The organism is Flintibacter sp. P01028, assembly GCF_041925235.1.
In the GTDB taxonomy this organism is placed as follows: Bacteria; Bacillota; Clostridia; order Oscillospirales; family Oscillospiraceae; genus Lawsonibacter; species Lawsonibacter aceti.
Map to the genome: position 1 here is coordinate 1 of NZ_JBHEVC010000014.1, position 14489 is coordinate 14489.

22 protein-coding genes and 1 pseudogene are annotated in these 14489 nt (G+C 52.8%); all 23 read left to right on the forward strand.

The features are described from left to right. Positions 1-244 (forward strand): DnaD domain protein (locus ACEVJK_RS13905; RefSeq protein WP_374740841.1); only part of this gene is annotated, 244 nt, incomplete at its 5' end. Further along, on the forward strand, positions 225-1490 hold the full coding sequence (locus tag ACEVJK_RS13910) for a DnaB-like helicase C-terminal domain-containing protein (RefSeq protein ID WP_262669387.1): 1266 nt from the start codon (positions 225-227) through the stop codon (positions 1488-1490). The genes ACEVJK_RS13905 and ACEVJK_RS13910, both read left to right, overlap by 20 nt. A 10-nt stretch (positions 1491-1500) precedes the next feature. Then, entirely contained in the window at positions 1501-1698 is a 198-nt protein-coding gene (locus ACEVJK_RS13915) for a hypothetical protein (RefSeq protein WP_186853341.1), read from the forward strand. Continuing rightward, positions 1689-2063: a hypothetical protein gene (locus ACEVJK_RS13920; protein WP_262669386.1), complete on the forward strand. Its 375-nt coding sequence runs from the start codon at positions 1689-1691 to the stop codon at positions 2061-2063. The genes ACEVJK_RS13915 and ACEVJK_RS13920 overlap by 10 nt, the downstream gene beginning before the upstream one ends. 113 nt (positions 2064-2176) lie before the next feature. Next, positions 2177-2983, forward strand: coding sequence for a DNA cytosine methyltransferase (locus ACEVJK_RS13925; RefSeq protein WP_374740859.1), 807 nt, complete (start codon positions 2177-2179; stop codon positions 2981-2983). Positions 2984-3107: 124 nt separating this feature from the next. Continuing rightward, positions 3108-3251, forward strand: coding sequence for a hypothetical protein (locus tag ACEVJK_RS13930; protein WP_374740842.1), 144 nt, complete (start codon positions 3108-3110; stop codon positions 3249-3251). Beyond that, on the forward strand, positions 3232-3582 hold the full coding sequence (locus ACEVJK_RS13935) for a DUF551 domain-containing protein (protein ID WP_374740843.1): 351 nt from the start codon (positions 3232-3234) through the stop codon (positions 3580-3582). The genes ACEVJK_RS13930 and ACEVJK_RS13935 overlap by 20 nt, the downstream gene beginning before the upstream one ends. Positions 3583-3675: 93 nt before the next feature. Further along, positions 3676-4359, forward strand: coding sequence for a hypothetical protein (locus tag ACEVJK_RS13940; RefSeq protein WP_374740844.1), 684 nt, complete (start codon positions 3676-3678; stop codon positions 4357-4359). Between the two features lie 23 nt (positions 4360-4382). Next, on the forward strand, positions 4383-4763 hold the full coding sequence (locus ACEVJK_RS13945; protein WP_374740845.1) for a hypothetical protein: 381 nt from the start codon (positions 4383-4385) through the stop codon (positions 4761-4763). Between the two features lies 1 nt (position 4764). Further along, positions 4765-5286, forward strand: coding sequence for a hypothetical protein (locus ACEVJK_RS13950; protein ID WP_374740846.1), 522 nt, complete (start codon positions 4765-4767; stop codon positions 5284-5286). Between the two features lie 151 nt (positions 5287-5437). Continuing rightward, positions 5438-5770 (forward strand): hypothetical protein, encoded by a 333-nt coding sequence (locus ACEVJK_RS13955; RefSeq protein WP_374740847.1) that lies wholly within the window; start codon positions 5438-5440, stop codon positions 5768-5770. Continuing rightward, positions 5751-6029, forward strand: a complete 279-nt coding sequence (locus ACEVJK_RS13960; RefSeq protein ID WP_374740848.1) for a hypothetical protein — start codon at positions 5751-5753, stop codon at positions 6027-6029. The genes ACEVJK_RS13955 and ACEVJK_RS13960 overlap by 20 nt, the downstream gene beginning before the upstream one ends. Continuing rightward, positions 6010-6918 (forward strand): hypothetical protein, encoded by a 909-nt coding sequence (locus ACEVJK_RS13965; RefSeq protein WP_374740849.1) that lies wholly within the window; start codon positions 6010-6012, stop codon positions 6916-6918. The genes ACEVJK_RS13960 and ACEVJK_RS13965 overlap by 20 nt, the downstream gene beginning before the upstream one ends. Beyond that, positions 6915-7298, forward strand: a complete 384-nt coding sequence (locus tag ACEVJK_RS13970; RefSeq protein ID WP_374740850.1) for a YopX family protein — start codon at positions 6915-6917, stop codon at positions 7296-7298. Before ACEVJK_RS13965 ends, ACEVJK_RS13970 begins: the two co-directional genes overlap by 4 nt. Next, positions 7295-7618 carry a hypothetical protein gene (locus tag ACEVJK_RS13975; protein WP_374740851.1) on the forward strand — a complete coding sequence of 108 codons (324 nt, stop codon included), beginning with the start codon at positions 7295-7297 and terminating at the stop codon, positions 7616-7618. Before ACEVJK_RS13970 ends, ACEVJK_RS13975 begins: the two co-directional genes overlap by 4 nt. A 197-nt stretch (positions 7619-7815) precedes the next feature. After that, positions 7816-8028, forward strand: coding sequence for a helix-turn-helix domain-containing protein (locus ACEVJK_RS13980; RefSeq protein WP_374740852.1), 213 nt, complete (start codon positions 7816-7818; stop codon positions 8026-8028). Positions 8029-8503: 475 nt separating this feature from the next. After that, positions 8504-8737, forward strand: coding sequence for a hypothetical protein (locus tag ACEVJK_RS13985; protein ID WP_374740853.1), 234 nt, complete (start codon positions 8504-8506; stop codon positions 8735-8737). Between the two features lie 369 nt (positions 8738-9106). Further along, positions 9107-9745: a Bro-N domain-containing protein gene (locus tag ACEVJK_RS13990; protein WP_374740854.1), complete on the forward strand. Its 639-nt coding sequence runs from the start codon at positions 9107-9109 to the stop codon at positions 9743-9745. 79 nt (positions 9746-9824) lie between these two features. Further along, positions 9825-10250, forward strand: coding sequence for a transposase (locus ACEVJK_RS13995; protein WP_374740855.1), 426 nt, complete (start codon positions 9825-9827; stop codon positions 10248-10250). After that, positions 10243-11481 (forward strand): PBSX family phage terminase large subunit, encoded by a 1239-nt coding sequence (locus ACEVJK_RS14000; RefSeq protein ID WP_374740856.1) that lies wholly within the window; start codon positions 10243-10245, stop codon positions 11479-11481. Before ACEVJK_RS13995 ends, ACEVJK_RS14000 begins: the two co-directional genes overlap by 8 nt. Then, positions 11478-12899, forward strand: coding sequence for a phage portal protein (locus ACEVJK_RS14005; protein ID WP_374740857.1), 1422 nt, complete (start codon positions 11478-11480; stop codon positions 12897-12899). Before ACEVJK_RS14000 ends, ACEVJK_RS14005 begins: the two co-directional genes overlap by 4 nt. Further along, the gene (locus ACEVJK_RS14010; RefSeq protein ID WP_374740858.1) at positions 12896-14062 is read left to right on the forward strand and encodes a phage minor capsid protein; all 1167 of its coding nucleotides are present in this window, start codon (positions 12896-12898) and stop codon (positions 14060-14062) included. The genes ACEVJK_RS14005 and ACEVJK_RS14010 overlap by 4 nt, the downstream gene beginning before the upstream one ends. Positions 14063-14118: 56 nt before the next feature. Continuing rightward, positions 14119-14489 (forward strand): annotated as a pseudogene (locus ACEVJK_RS14015) (hypothetical protein); the annotation flags it as partial.

Here is a 14489-nt window from a genome sequence, read left to right on the forward strand (position 1 = left end):
TAAAATCAACGCCAATCCGTCACAACAGAGCCTTGATGAGCTAAAGGGCTATGTGGAGCAGATGGGGCCGGAGTGCTGTCAAAGGGCGTTTGATATTGCCCTGGATGAGAAAAAAACGTCCTGGTCATATATCCGGGCGATCCTGCGAAACAAGCTGGCTCAAGGCGTTCGATGTTTAGCCGATTGGGACGCGGTGGAAGACAAGCGGAAGGGGGACGGAGAGGATGATTACTGGGCCAAATGACGCCCTGTTGTTCCGTCCTGAGTTCATAGACCCATCCCAGCCCACGGGGCTTTGGTGGGTACGGAACGCGGAGGACGTGGACGCAGTGAGGATCAACGCGGTGTGCAAATCGCTGACAGCACCCTGGTCTGAGGTCAACGGATGGACGGAGTGGCTGGCTCAGTTCCCGTATATCCTGCTGGCGATCCCACCTGGTGCCGCACAGGATGAGGCGGCGGAGCAGTTGACCGCGCGAGTGCCCATCCCGGTGATGGTACCAGCGCCACGTGACTTCCTGGGGTGCGAGACGGTGTGGTCATTGCGGGAGGAGGGCGGCCTGAAAGCCATTGACCGGCTGTTGCTCAACGCGGAGGAGCTGCCCACTCAAGGATTGCTCAACCTGGCGGATGTGGACACAACACAGCGGAAAAACGCCAAGCGGGTGGTGTCCGGTATCCCTGACCTGGACCGGGCCATTGGAGGCTTTGTAGGCGGAGAGCTGTCCGTCTGGACCGGAAAGCGTGGGGAGGGCAAGAGCACAATTCTGGGACAGATATTGTTAGACGCGGTGAACCAAAGCCATTGCGTCTGCGCCTACTCTGGGGAGCTTCCAAAGGAGCAGTTTAAACTTGGGCTGCTCCAGCAGGCGGCGGGTTATCTCCACACCCGGCGGCGGGAGGACCAACGGACGGGCCGAGTTATGTACGATGTTGAGGATCGGGTTATACCAGCAATCAACGAGTGGTGGGACAAGATGCTGTTTTTAACGGACATTCAGCAGAAGAATGCCCATGACGAGGACAACATTCTCAAACTTTTCGAGTATGCCAACCGGAGGTATGGGTGTGACACGTTTCTTGTAGATAACATCATGACGGCTGAACTAAAGAACGAGCAGCAAATTGGATTTTGGAGGGCGCAGTCCTCATTTGCCGGGAGGCTGGTGGCGTTTTCAAAGCGGCTGGATGTCCATGTGCATCTGGTGGCGCATCCCAGGAAAACGGACGGCCCGATTGAAGCGGACGATGTAGGTGGGAGCGCGGATATTACAAACCGGGCTGACAACGTGTTCAAGGTCGAGCGGGTACCGGAGGAGAAGGTGCGGGAGGTGGGATATTCTACACTCCTGACCGTGCTGAAGAATAGAGAGTTTGGAGCGAGGGATCGGGTGCGGCTTGATTACAACGAAGCGTCTAAGCGGTTCTACCAGGCTGATGGAAGCCCGTCAAAATGTTACACATGGGAGTTGAAGATGAAGAATGGATAGGGCGCGAATAATGGAGCTGATAGAGGGAGAGATCAGACGGAGAGAGGCGCTGATTCAAGCCGGGACATTCTTCGCGGAAGACCATCGGGAAGTTGCGCAGGCGCTTCGAATTGTGTTGGAGGCATACAAGGCCCCGCCAGCAGTGGAAAATATCGTTATAGCCCAAGAGCCACTGCGTGAAAAGTGGTGGAGGAAAACATGCGGCTGATCATCCCGTTTTCTCTGCCTGGTCTCAACGAGTACATAGAAGCGGAACGGGGCCACCGGCAGAAGGGGGCAAAACTGAAACGGGATTGCCAGACATCGGTAATCATAGCTCTTAGACGTCAAATCAGAACGCCTTTGCGGGAGCCTGTGTTCATGCGATACCTCTGGGTGGAAAAAAACCGGAGGCGGGACAAGGACAACATCTCCAGCTTTGGCCGGAAGGTTATCCAGGACGCCTTAGTGAAGATGGGTGTTCTGAGGAATGACGGCTGGGAGAATATCGAAGGATTTTCTGACAGCTTCGCTGTGGACAAGGGAAAGCCAAGGATAGAGATCGAGATCGAGGAACCAGGAGAAAAACCATAGGAGGAGATATCGTGAAGGATGAGAAGGCCGCCCTGCTGGGCGACAAAGAGGCGGCGAAGCTAACCCATCTATCCCTGTTTTCCGGCATTGGAGGCTTGGATCTTGCGGCGGAAATGGCTGGATTTAAAACCGTTGGACAATGTGAGTGGGCGGACTATCCGACAAAGGTGCTGGAAAAACACTGGCCAGATGTGCCACGCTGGAGGGACATCAGGACGCTGACAAAGGAGAGCTTTTATGAAAAAACAGGACTGCGAACAGCTGACATTGTTTCAGGAGGATTTCCGTGCCAGCCCTTCTCCGTTGCCGGGAAGCGAAGAGGCAGTGACGATGACCGTTACCTCTGGCCTGAAATGCTTAGAGTTATATCGGAACTCCGGCCCGCTTGGGTCGTTGGCGAGAATGTTGCTGGGATCGTCAATATGGCACTCGACCAGGTGTACGCTGACCTGGAAAACGAAGGTTACTCCGTCCAAGCGTTTATTATTCCGGCTTGTTCCGTCGACGCCCCGCACAGGAGGGACAGATGCGCGATTATCGGGTGTAGAGCGCTGGAAAGAAAACATAACGGGAGAGGACGGAGAACCTATTCTTTGGAAAACTCCGATTGCGTCAGATTCGGCGAACCGGAAGTTTTATCACAACAGCAGGGGCGAGCCAAATTTGAGCGGGATGGTGAAGATGTGGCCCACGCCGAAAGCGCAGAACAGCAGAGGGAATGGAGAGAGGCACAGAGACGGAGGGCCAAGCCTGGACGTGGTGGCTGGTGGCCAATTGAACCCGACATTTGTAGAGTGGCTTATGGGGTTCCCTCTCGGGTGGACAGACTTAAATGCCTTGGAAACGCAGTAGTTCCCCAGCAGTTTTATCCGGTGTTTCAGGCCATAGCGGACATAGAGAAGGGGATTATACATGGATGACATTAAATTAGCGATGCTCGGCTCAAAAGAGGCGGCCAGACGGCTGACGGAGGCGGGGGTGCTGTTGCCGTGCCCAGGGTGCAGAGGTGAGGACGCGAAGCACAGGGCCGTGATGGCATGTGTAATGATTGAATGCCCATGTGGGTTTATGGCGGCGGGGTACGACTTGGAAGAAGCACGGCAGATATGGAACACCCGTGCGCCGATTTTGAGCGCGGAGGAGATGGAGATGCTGGAGGCGCTGAAAGATGGCAGTACGACTGATTGACGGTAACGAACTGTTGAAAAAGTTCGCATATAGCCCAGCAGATACAGAGGATGAACAGGTTTTTAATGCGGCGGCAAGGAAAATAATCCAAGAGGTGCCAACCATCACCCCGCCGAACGAGTGGGTGAGCGTGAATAAGAGGTTACCAGAGAAGCGAAAAGATGTGCTGGTACACTACGGGAATGGCCGCATTGGCATTGACTGGATTGATAGCACTCAATGCTTTGTGTTTGATGAGCTCTATGGGCGAGTCACCCATTGGCTACCAATCCCGGAACTGCCTGACCGCCGCCCGCCGGAGGGAGAGGACGGTGATGCCAACCATGCCTGAGCATATTTTGAGCCTCAGCTATGGTTAGCTGACAAGGATTCGTTGGCTTGTCTGGGAGCGATTGAGGAACTTGGATGGCCACTTGACCGGATCGTGCATGCCGAAGTTTGGGCCACAGACACCATCCCTGCCGACCTGCCGCCGATGGTGGAGTTTAAGTCCAAGGCCGACAAGATCGTCAAGGAGCGGTGGGGAATCGAGGTGGAGCACGTTAGGGCGAAGCGCTGTTATCAGGACTTGTTCTACATGATTTGCGAGGGCGACGGAGAGCGCGGCGGGAAAATATACGGCTGGCCCTATCAGAGAGGGCCTTGGTGTAATAGCCGTCTAAAGCAACACGTTCTAGGGCGGCTCCTGAGAGACGCCGTCCAGTACATCGGCATCGCCGCAGACGAACCGAATAGGTTCCATAGCCTGTCTGACAAAAAGAAAAGTCCTCTGGTGGAGGCAGGATGGACAGAGACGGATTGCCGCCGATGGTGTGAAGAGAACGATTTGCTATCCCCAATCTACACCACCGCTACCCGTGGAGGATGCTGGTTCTGCCACAATCAGAGTGTAGGACAGCTCAGGATTCTTCGGAAGAGCTACCCGGATTTGTGGGCGCTGATGCTCAAATGGGATAAGGATAGCCCCGTGACGTTCAAGGCGGACGGACATACAGTTCACGACTTTGACAGGCGCTTCCAACTGGAGGATGAGGGGATGATCTATGTGGATGATAAAGTTTTCCGCTGGTCAATGCTGGACGACGAACTAAACTACCGGCTGTTTTAGCCGGAGGGAGAGGAGGACGCCTGATGAAATGTGAGAGCTGCACCAAATATGACGATTGCCGTACTGGGTCTGGCCTGACATGGCCGTGTGGTGCGTATCAGCCAAAGGCCATTCCAAACTGCATCGGCTGCCCTTACATACACCCAGACAACGGGAACTGCACGGCGGTTGGTGGATTTTGCACCGCTGTTCCGGCGGCACATTGCCCGCTCATCCCAGAGCTGCGGGCCGAGCTGGAGCAGGTGAAGCGAGCCCTTGCTATGATGTGGTTTTCCTATATCAACAGCGACAAGGAGATGCCGCATAGCTATGAAACCGAGGCGCTGGAAGAGGCGGAACGCATTTTAGGCTCGTGGGCTGAGTGTATGCCGAAGTATCTAAGGCGCGGCCCGAAGGAGGACTGACATGGAACGGTTGACTGTAAAAACCGGCGTTTATCAGAATGGGAAGCATGAAATAATTGCAGGGATGAAGTGTGGCATGGAGTTGAATGACATTTTTGACCGTCTCGCCGCCATCGAGGACATTCTCTGCGACGGCACAGGCGAATACGACCTTGACCGCCTGCGCGTGCTGTGCAACCAGCGCATGACCATGCGGGACGAGGTTTCGCAGCGATTCAGCTTGACAGCTAAGATTTCGTTGGACAGGCTGAGGGAGATAGCCGAGGCCGAACGGGAGGGGCTGTGCGTGGTGCTGCCCGTAAAATTACATGATAAGCTCTATTATGTAGATAAAGAGCAGGTGCGGGAAACGGAAGTTGAGTCTATCCACAATTGGACAAGTGGATGCTGGAAACTATCGACACATACAGACAGGAAATCCACTCACTGGATAGGTTACGAGGTAGATTTTAACGGAATCGGGAAAACCGTCTTTCTCACTCGTGCCGAGGCCGAGGCCGCACTACGGAGGGAGCAGGGATGAACATCGGGGATAAGGTAGTCTGTGTGCTGAGTGGAGTATGTGGGGTTATAGTTAAAATTTATACCCCTACTGCCAGCGCACCACAAATTATGGTTAGAACAGGAGACGGCAGGCTATATCATGCCCCATACAATACATGGAGGAAACAGGAATGAAGGAGTACATCGAGAGGGAGCAGGCAATCGCCCTGTTTTATCCAGTTGACCCGGAAAATGATGGATCAGATGGATGCACTATTGTTTACAAGTCTGGGAACTTTAGTTCTTCCGAGATCGAGGCCATGCTGTCAGACCTCCCCGCCGCCGACGTTGCGGAGGTGGTGTACTGCCAAAACTGCAAGTACCGCATCTATAAAGATATGGGCGATGATATTGGCATGATCGGAGGGTGCCAGGTGTGGGGCGTGGCTCTCCCTGGGGATTTCTATTGCGCCCATGGCGCTCACGTGGACAAGGAGGACGAGCATGGAAGCGAATTTGATTGACCGCGATGTTGCAGAGGATTATTTTGGGTGCTCAGATTGGGAAATCTTAGCAAAAGAAACTCTTAGAGAAGTGCCCCTTGTCTCCGCCGTGCCTGTGGTCAGGTGCCGGGAGTGCAAATATCAAGATGAATGTATTCGCCGCATTGAATTTATTGGGAGAAATCCTGTGCTTGAGCAAAACACCTACGAATATCATCCGCTGGAGTTTTGTTCTTACGGACAGCGAAAGGAGGCCGAGCATGAAGTTTCGGAACCCTGAGACGGGGGAAGTGTTATCCATTTCAGATGCAGTAGACCATTACTGCAAGCAACGATGGTGTGATAACTGTGCTCTTAGAGAGCCGGTAGGAGACCCTGACAAAGTATGTGCAGATTGGGCAGAATACCACCCCCACGAAGCCGCCCGCCTGATGGGGTTCGAGGTGGTGGAGGATGATTGCGTGGAGCCACGAAAACATAAGGAGGAGGCCAACATGGACAAACAGACGAGCGAGTCTCAAGAACCGTTTTTTGCATTTCTGCGCCTTTTCAAACGTGAACTTGAGAATACATTCGGCGACGTGGAGACTGAGGGAAAATGGTACGATCTCAGCGGTACAAGCGGATGGGCCAAAGCATTAAAAACGGCCTCAGAAGCAAAAATGCCGGAAATCTGGGCCTTGTGGGACAAGCTGGATTGGTGGGCCTCCGATTTGCTGGACTGCTGGCTCGTTGACTGCGCTAAGTATATGGATTTGTGTAAGGAGGAAGACATGGACAAGCAGAAGCCCTACATCTGCCAGCGGTTAGGGGTAGAAGTCGGAGAGCGCTTCAAAATCAAGCACTACTCAGACAAAATCGAGTTTTGGATATTGGAGAATGGTACATACCAGACAGAGCCACCCAACAAAGCAAATTCCAGCGTTGCGCTTTTGATTTCACTAGACCACCCCGACCGCATCATCCGCAAGCCACGCTTCACCCAGCAGGAGGTGGAAAGGGCGAAGGCTATCAAGACACTGTGGCCATGTGCAAAAGCGATTGTGAAAGCCGAATCTGGGGCCATTTCTGTTGTTGGTGCGACGATAGAGCTAAACGTAGACCATTTCCCCTCCCTCCACCCTGGCAAAACCGTCACCCTTGACGAGATCATAGGAGGTGCCAAATGACCAGAGAAATCCTTTTCAAAGCCAAGCGGCTGAGTGATGGTGCATGGGTGGAAGGTTATCTATACCGACTCCATGATAGCTTAAATCCCTTTATTATGTTCAGAAATCGGCATGGTGAAGCTTACGAGGTTGACCCCTCCACGGTTTGTCAGTACACCGGACTGACCGACAAGAACGGGAAGAAGATTTTTGAGGGGGATATCATCCGTTGGACTAACTGGAAGGACGAGCAAAAGGAAGCCCCCGTATGCTATGACCCAGAGTGGAATAGATTTTGCGTTTGGCTGAATGGCGCTGAAAGTATGGGCGTAAACAAGCACCTTTCAACAAGCGGAATTGAGATCGTTGGCTCCATCCACGACGGGGAGGGCGGACATTGAAGCCAAATGCTTTGATATCCAAGATAGAGGCCAAATATAACGCCCTTTTCCATCTGAAAATGGACATGCTGATGCAGATGGGACAAGATGCTGCCATGATTGCCGCTCACGAGGTCCTCCAGCTTGGCCCCGGTAGGTCTGAGGCTTTCTGGACCGCATACATAGAAGCCATGAACGGTATGGCACGGATGGTCTGTGAGGATCAGCAGGACGATGGTGAGTTCGTCTATGCCAAAGCAAAGATTGACGAGCAGATCAGGGCCATTGTTGGAGATGACCTGTTTAAACCCTGGGAGGAGAGATATGGTCGAAATCTGTGACAAGGGGAAAACCTGCGTCTACTGGCGAGGTATCAATAATTCCAAGGATGCGCCCTTTTGCAACCATCTATTAGATACCGGATGCCGTAGAGTGGGAGACGTGGACCACTGTGAATCCAAGGAAATAGGAAAGCGGAAAAAAAGAGTATCCTTTGACTGCCCTCTGGAACAGCAGGGATTATAAGGATGGTGGTAGGATGAACGAGTTTCCAGAGCGGCTAAGAAGGTTAAGGGAGTCTATGAGGCCGGTCAGGAGCATGACGGTTACATCACAGCTAATGGGCTTAAGCCCTGATGCATTACGAAAATATGAGAGAGGGGAAGTGGAGCCAAAAATGACAGCCCTAAAGCTGATTGCGGCATATTATCACATTAGCCTCGATGAACTCTGCAAAATGGAGGAAGAGTAAGCCCTAAACTTTCATAATCTCATAGAAAATATTGCGAATTCATAAAGTTTTATGAGTGAGCAGAAATATGTATGCGACAATGGGAGTGTGGGAGCGTATACACCTGCGCTCCCATTCGCTTCTTCTATTTCCTCCTCAACCCCGGCGCTTGCCGGGGTACATACGCCGCACGAGCGCATCAGCCCACACATCCGGGCCGGAGGGTCTCGCCCTCCATGCGGCAACATCGCCCTTTACGGGCATTAGACAATGCGCTCCAAAGGCCAAGGAGCTGACTGCGGAAAGACGCTTACCCCAAGGATTAAAGCAACCGTTGCCCTGGGGGATAGGTAACGGAGCCCGCCTGTCATGGAGGCGGAAGCGGCGGCAGCTATGACCTGCCCCGGCGCTATCCCGCTGAAAACTGCCTTATGTGTACCAGGACGGAATGACCGGCCGCACATAAGGGTGTGACAATTAAGCGGGAAGCGCACATGTGATACTCGGCGTTATAGGCAGATGGATTATCCGAGTTAAACGTCCTCTGCTGCAATTATGTGATGATGGAGCAAGAATGATGGAAAAAATCAAAATCATTGCAGAATTTATCTGCCTTGTTCTTATGATTGCAAATGCTTATTTAGCCTTCAAAGCGAAGGAAAAAGATGACCTGATTGGAATGGTCTGGAACTTGTCTTTTATGATTTTTATGAGTACCTGTATCAGATAGTCAAAAATATGCCGAGTGCTGTAGCAGAAGGCCGGACCGCAGCCATGGGAACGGCGGCGAGGTCGTGGCGGCTCATTACCGCCTCTCGGCTCCAGAGAAGTCCGGTGTATGCCGGACAAAGCATCATCCATGTGGTGGTGCTTTATATGCCGCTCCTCGCCGCATGAGGCGGGCGGTGGCACCAGGACGCAAGTCCTTACAGAGCAGGCCCCCGGAAAGCCTGACCAAACCCGGAGCATACCCCGGAAGGGGTATATATGCCGTGCCTCGTTGCGGGAGATGGGGGCGGAAAGCTTAAATTGAGGGGTAACGCATGGCGGGATATGCCCCCGCCACCTCTCCTAACATATACGAAAGGAGACCTCTCACATGAACAAAATGAAGCTCTTTGAAAGCCCAGAGTTTGGAGTCATCCGCACTGTTGAAGTAAAGGGCGAACCGTGGCTGGTAGGCAAGGATGTTGCCCAGGCCCTGGGGTACAGCAACCCACGTGATGCGCTCGATCGGCACGTGGATGACGAGGATAAAGCTAACGTCGGGATTCACGACGGCAGCCAGTCCAGAAACATGACCATCATCAACGAGAGTGGCCTGTATTCTCTGGTGCTCTCCAGCAAACTTCCCACAGCAAAAAAATTCAAGCGGTGGGTAACAAGCGAAGTGATTCCATCTGTCCGTAAGCATGGAGCTTACATGACCCCAGAAACTCTTGAGGCGGCAATCTTGAATCCAGATGTGATGATCCAGTTGTGTACAGCCTTAAAAGGAGAGCAGGACAAAAGAAAAGCGCTGGAGGCAGAACTGGACAGAAGCAGGGAATGGTATTCCATCAAGAGAGTCGCACACATGAACGGACGATCTCATAAAGACTTTGACTGGAGAAAACTGAAAAATGTCAGTGAGCGGATGGGCTATGGAGTTAGAAAGATCTTCGACGCTAACTATGGCGAGGTAAATATTTACCACATGAAAGTGTGGGAAAATGTTTACCCCAATATGGAGCTTTGATACAAGGGCGTGCCCGTCTCGCTGAAATGATGGGAGGGGGGAGGGTACGGGAAATTTTGATTGAGGTGGTGAGCCCATTGTGGCGAAAGGCAAATATCAACGGTGGCTGGAGCCGGATGGGCTTCTGCTGCTTGAAGGATGGGCCAGAGATGGTCTGACTGACGAGCAATTAGCCGGGAAGATGGGGATAAACCCAGCAACTTTGTACGACTGGAAGAACAAATACCCTAAGATTTCCGAGGCCTTAAAAAAGGGTAAGGAAGTTGTGGACATACAAGTAGAAAATGCTCTATTGAAGCGTGCGCTTGGGTATGACTATCAGGAACAAAGAATCGAAAAATCTGACAAAGATGGTACGAAGATCATCCAGACAATCCGCCACATCCCAGCTGATACCACCGCTCAGATCTTCTGGCTGAAGAACAGAAGACCGGACAGGTGGAGGGACAAGCCCATCGAAAAAACAAGTGAGGATATGGAAGTCAAGGTGGTCATAGATGTCTGAGGTGCGCTTATCTACTGTACTTGGTCCCGCATTTCATTTGCTGGCCCGTGATGTATTTCAGCACGGACATACACACTACGACCTGTCCGGCGGCCGAGGCTCACTGAAATCCTCCTGTGTGTCCTTACTAGTTCCGCTGCTGCTGATAAACAACCCAGGGACTCACGCCCTTGTGCTCCGAAAGGTAGCTAATACGATTCGAGACAGTGTATACGCACAATATCTCTGGGGCATTGGAGAGCTTGGAATGGCAGAATACTGGGATGCAAAGGTGCAGCCTATGGAACTGATTTATAGGCCAACCGGCCAGAAAATTATGTTCCGGGGTGCGGATGATCCCATGAAAATCAAGTCTATCAAGGTTCCCTTTGGCTATATCGCCGTCACCCATTTTGAGGAGAAAGATCAGTTCGCTGGTCGGGCTGAGATCCGAACTATACTGCAATCTACCATGAGAGGTGGGTCGAAGTTCTGGAATTTTGAGAGCTACAATCCACCAATCAGCCGGGATAACTGGGCCAACAAGGACAGTTTGGAGGAGCGGGTGGACAGGCTGTGCCACAAGAGTACATACCTTGAGGCCCCGCCAGAGTGGCTGGGAGCGCAGTTCATGGCGGAAGCCGAGCACCTGAAAGCCACAGATGAGCGGGCGTACCGTCATGAATATCTAGGTGAAGCTGTTGGAACTGGCGGGAACGTATTCGAAAACCTTGAGTTGCGGGAGATCACAGACAAAGAGATTTCGTCTTTTGACAAGATTTATCAAGGCGTGGACTGGGGCTGGTTTCCTGACCCCTTTGCCTTTATCCGCCTCCACTATGATCGGGCCAGAGAGACGATTTATCTGATGGACGAGATATACCAAAATAAGCTGACCAACGAGGCGAGCGGGAAGTTGATTCTTTCCAAAGGGTACAAGGACGCTTACATTACCTGCGACAGCGCAGAGCCTAAATCATCAGCAGACTACCGGGCGATGGGGCTCCCAGCCAAAGAAGCAATTAAAGGCTCTGGGAGTGTAGAGTACGGCATGAAGTGGCTCCAGAGGCGGAAGATTGTCATTGACCGCAGAAGAACGCCAAACGCATACAACGAGTTTGTGAATTATGAGTATGAGCGAAATAAGGACGGAGAAATTATCAGCGGTTATCCTGATGAAAACAATCACCTGATTGACGCTACTAGATATGCCCTGGAGAGAGTATTCCGAAGGATGGGAATAACGGCATGAATATTACAGAAAAACTGAAAGAGCTTGGTTACTCCACGGTGCCGGAGGAGTTTTACACAAAAGTGCAGGAGTGGAAGTCTTGGTATGTGGGCGACGTAAAGGGATTCCACAGGTACAAGGTCCACAACGGGGCTAGTGTGGTTCGGTGCAAGCGGTACACTCTCAATATGGGCAAGAAAATCCCGGAGGATTGGGCGAACCTACTTATGAACGAACGGGTTGAAATCACCCTGGAGGGCCAGCGGGAGCAGGACTTCATTGACCGTGTGTTCACCGAAAACAATTTCCTGGTCAAAGCAAATGAGATGCAGGAAAAGGCGTTTGCCCTTGGAACAGTAGCCTTTATCCCCAGGGTTGTGGGCATGGAGGCCACGGAAGAAGGGCCTGTCCCCGGAAGCGCCGACGGAATTGTGATGGACTATGTGACCGTAGAGCACATTTGGCCGCTGGCATGGCGGAATGGAATCATTACAGAGTGCGCTTTTGACAGCATCGTTACCATCAATGGAGAGGATTACTGCTACCTCCAGATCCACCACAAGGTCGACGGCCTGTACGACATTGAGAACCGGCTCTACAGATACCGGAACAACAATGTGGATGCGGAAGTTTTACTGGCTGATGTGTCAGGCTTTGAGCGGGTTCCACAGGTGGTACATACTGGGTCGGACCGTCGGCAGTTTGTCATTGACCGGCCCAACATCGCCAACAACTACGACGATAATATTCCTCTTGGCATCTCTGTGTTTGCCAACGCCATCGACGTGCTCAAGGGCGTGGACGTGGCTTATGACAGCTATGTAAACGAGTTCATCCTGGGGAAAAAGCGTATCATGGTAAAGCCATCAGCTACAAAGGACCTGGATGGAGAGCCGTTTTTCGACCCGGACGACCTGACATATTATGTGCTCCCGGAGGATACGGACAATAACGGGATCATCACCCCCATCGATATGACCCTTCGGACGCAGGAGCACAATACAGGAATCCAGGACCAGCTCAATTTGCTGTCCAGCAAGTGCGGCTTCGGAGAGAATCATTACAGATTCGACCAGGGTAGCGTGGCCACAGCGACGCAGGTCATCAGCGAAAACAGCACCATGTTCCGTACGATCAAGAAACATGAAATCATTCTGGAGCAGGTATTGACCGAGCTGTGCCGGATCATTCTCCGCCTGGGAAACACGGCCATGAATGCCGGACTAAATGAGGACGTGGAGATTTCCATTGACTTTGATGACTCCATCATCGAGGACAAGCAGTCTGATTTCGCCAGGGATATGCAACTTCTGAACGCCGGTATCATGAATGACTGGGAGTTCCGGTCTAAGTGGATGAATGAGGACGAGGCTACGGCAAAGAAGATGCTGCCGAAGATGGAGGATATGACAGACGAGGAGGAAGAGGAGATTGAATGAGATATCCATTCACCCCGGAACTTCTCGATGCCCTCCCGGAAGAGATGGCCGAGCTGTACCGCAGTCTGGAAGCGACCCTCCTTAACGAGATATGCTCCCGGCTGAAACTGACTGGCGAGTTGAACGAGGTCACGGTGCAGGACATCCGGGCGCTTCGCTCCCACGGCATCAGCCTGGAGGAAATCGAAAAGGCCATCCAACGCACCGCCAACATCAGCCAGCGGGACCTTAAAAAGCTGCTGGACGACGTAGTAGAGCGTAACCAGCGGTACTACCGAGAGGTCATAGACCTTGCGGGGGTGACGGCACCTGAAATGCTTGTGAGTGTCACCGAGATTGCCGCCATCATGGCACAGGCACAGCGGGAGGTTGGAAACCTAACCCGCTCCATGGGATTTCTGGTGGACAATGGGCGGACGATGCTGAAGCCTGCAAAAGCCTATCAATGGGCGCTGGACAATGCGGAGATGCAGATCACGAGCGGGGCCATCTCTTACAATCAGGCCATCAAAAGCGCTGTCAAACAGCTTGCGGACAGCGGTATCAAGATCGTGGATTACGAGAGCGGACACCGAGACCAAATTGACGTGGCTGCCCGTCGTGCAGTGATGACAGGCGTATCCCAGCTCTGTGCCAAGTACACGGAGCAGAGTGCTGAATATCTGGAAACACCTTATTTTGAAGTGTCCGCCCACATCGGGGCACGGGATAAGGGTGTCGGCTGGCAGAACCACAAGCTATGGCAGGGCCGTGTGTACTCTGTCAGAGCCGGGGACAAGTATCCGAACATCTACGAGGTGTGCGGCCTTGGTTATGTGGATGGACTGGAAGGAGCCAACTGCCGTCATATCAGGACTGCATTTGTGGATGGTGTGATGGAGCGCACATACACCGATGAGGAGCTGGCCCACATTGACGACGGCCACGACGTTGACTTTGAGGGTAAGCACTATACAGCCTATGAGGCTACCCAGAAGCAGAGGCAAATCGAGCGGACCGTCCGCAAGCTGAAGCGGGAACAGACGGCATACAAGGCCGCAGGGCTGGAAGAGGACGCTCAATCGGTGACAGCCCGCATTCGGCGGCTAAACGCAGAATATAAGTCGTTCAGCGAGGCGGCGGGGCTGCCGTTGCAAAAAGAACGAATGAAAGTAGTTTACTAATTGCCGAGAGGCGTAAAACCGCAGGGCGACGGCCCTGACAATAAACGGAGGTATTTATGAGCGAACCTATCAATAACCCTACCCCGGCCCCTGCGCCGGAGCCCGCCCCTGAGAAAACCTTCACTCAGGCGGAAGTGGATGCCATGATTGGCAAGCGGCTTGCAAAAGCCATGAAGGGGATGCCCAGCGAGGAAGAACTGACTGCCTACCGCACTTGGCAAACTGGACAGGCTGGTGAGAAAGAACGCTGGGATAAGCTGACCGGCGAGCGGGACACCCTCTCCGGCAAACTGACCGCCGCGGAAAGCGAGCGGGACCAGTTGAAACGGGAACTGTACGTTCTGAAGAAGGGCCTGACCGGCGAGGAGGCGGAGTTTATCGCCTTCAAGGCTGGGAAGATGGTGGACGATAAGACCACCTTTGAGCA

Excerpts from the sequence above, each read along its gene's own strand:
- ACEVJK_RS13910 (WP_262669387.1), top strand. The coding sequence starts at position 225 with ATGATTACTGGGCCAAATGACGCCCTGTTGTTCCGTCCTGAGTTCATA.
- ACEVJK_RS13915 (WP_186853341.1), top strand. The coding sequence starts at position 1,501 with ATGGAGCTGATAGAGGGAGAGATCAGACGGAGAGAGGCGCTGATTCAA.
- ACEVJK_RS13920 (WP_262669386.1), top strand. The coding sequence starts at position 1,689 with ATGCGGCTGATCATCCCGTTTTCTCTGCCTGGTCTCAACGAGTACATA.
- ACEVJK_RS13925 (WP_374740859.1), top strand. The coding sequence starts at position 2,177 with ATGGCTGGATTTAAAACCGTTGGACAATGTGAGTGGGCGGACTATCCG.
- ACEVJK_RS13930 (WP_374740842.1), top strand. The coding sequence starts at position 3,108 with ATGATTGAATGCCCATGTGGGTTTATGGCGGCGGGGTACGACTTGGAA.
- ACEVJK_RS13935 (WP_374740843.1), top strand. The coding sequence starts at position 3,232 with ATGGCAGTACGACTGATTGACGGTAACGAACTGTTGAAAAAGTTCGCA.
- ACEVJK_RS13945 (WP_374740845.1), top strand. The coding sequence starts at position 4,383 with ATGAAATGTGAGAGCTGCACCAAATATGACGATTGCCGTACTGGGTCT.
- ACEVJK_RS13950 (WP_374740846.1), top strand. The coding sequence starts at position 4,765 with ATGGAACGGTTGACTGTAAAAACCGGCGTTTATCAGAATGGGAAGCAT.
- ACEVJK_RS13955 (WP_374740847.1), top strand. The coding sequence starts at position 5,438 with ATGAAGGAGTACATCGAGAGGGAGCAGGCAATCGCCCTGTTTTATCCA.
- ACEVJK_RS13960 (WP_374740848.1), top strand. The coding sequence starts at position 5,751 with ATGGAAGCGAATTTGATTGACCGCGATGTTGCAGAGGATTATTTTGGG.
- ACEVJK_RS13965 (WP_374740849.1), top strand. The coding sequence starts at position 6,010 with ATGAAGTTTCGGAACCCTGAGACGGGGGAAGTGTTATCCATTTCAGAT.
- ACEVJK_RS13970 (WP_374740850.1), top strand. The coding sequence starts at position 6,915 with ATGACCAGAGAAATCCTTTTCAAAGCCAAGCGGCTGAGTGATGGTGCA.
- ACEVJK_RS13980 (WP_374740852.1), top strand. The coding sequence starts at position 7,816 with ATGAACGAGTTTCCAGAGCGGCTAAGAAGGTTAAGGGAGTCTATGAGG.
- ACEVJK_RS13990 (WP_374740854.1), top strand. The coding sequence starts at position 9,107 with ATGAACAAAATGAAGCTCTTTGAAAGCCCAGAGTTTGGAGTCATCCGC.
- ACEVJK_RS14000 (WP_374740856.1), top strand. The coding sequence starts at position 10,243 with ATGTCTGAGGTGCGCTTATCTACTGTACTTGGTCCCGCATTTCATTTG.
- ACEVJK_RS14005 (WP_374740857.1), top strand. The coding sequence starts at position 11,478 with ATGAATATTACAGAAAAACTGAAAGAGCTTGGTTACTCCACGGTGCCG.
- ACEVJK_RS14010 (WP_374740858.1), top strand. The coding sequence starts at position 12,896 with ATGAGATATCCATTCACCCCGGAACTTCTCGATGCCCTCCCGGAAGAG.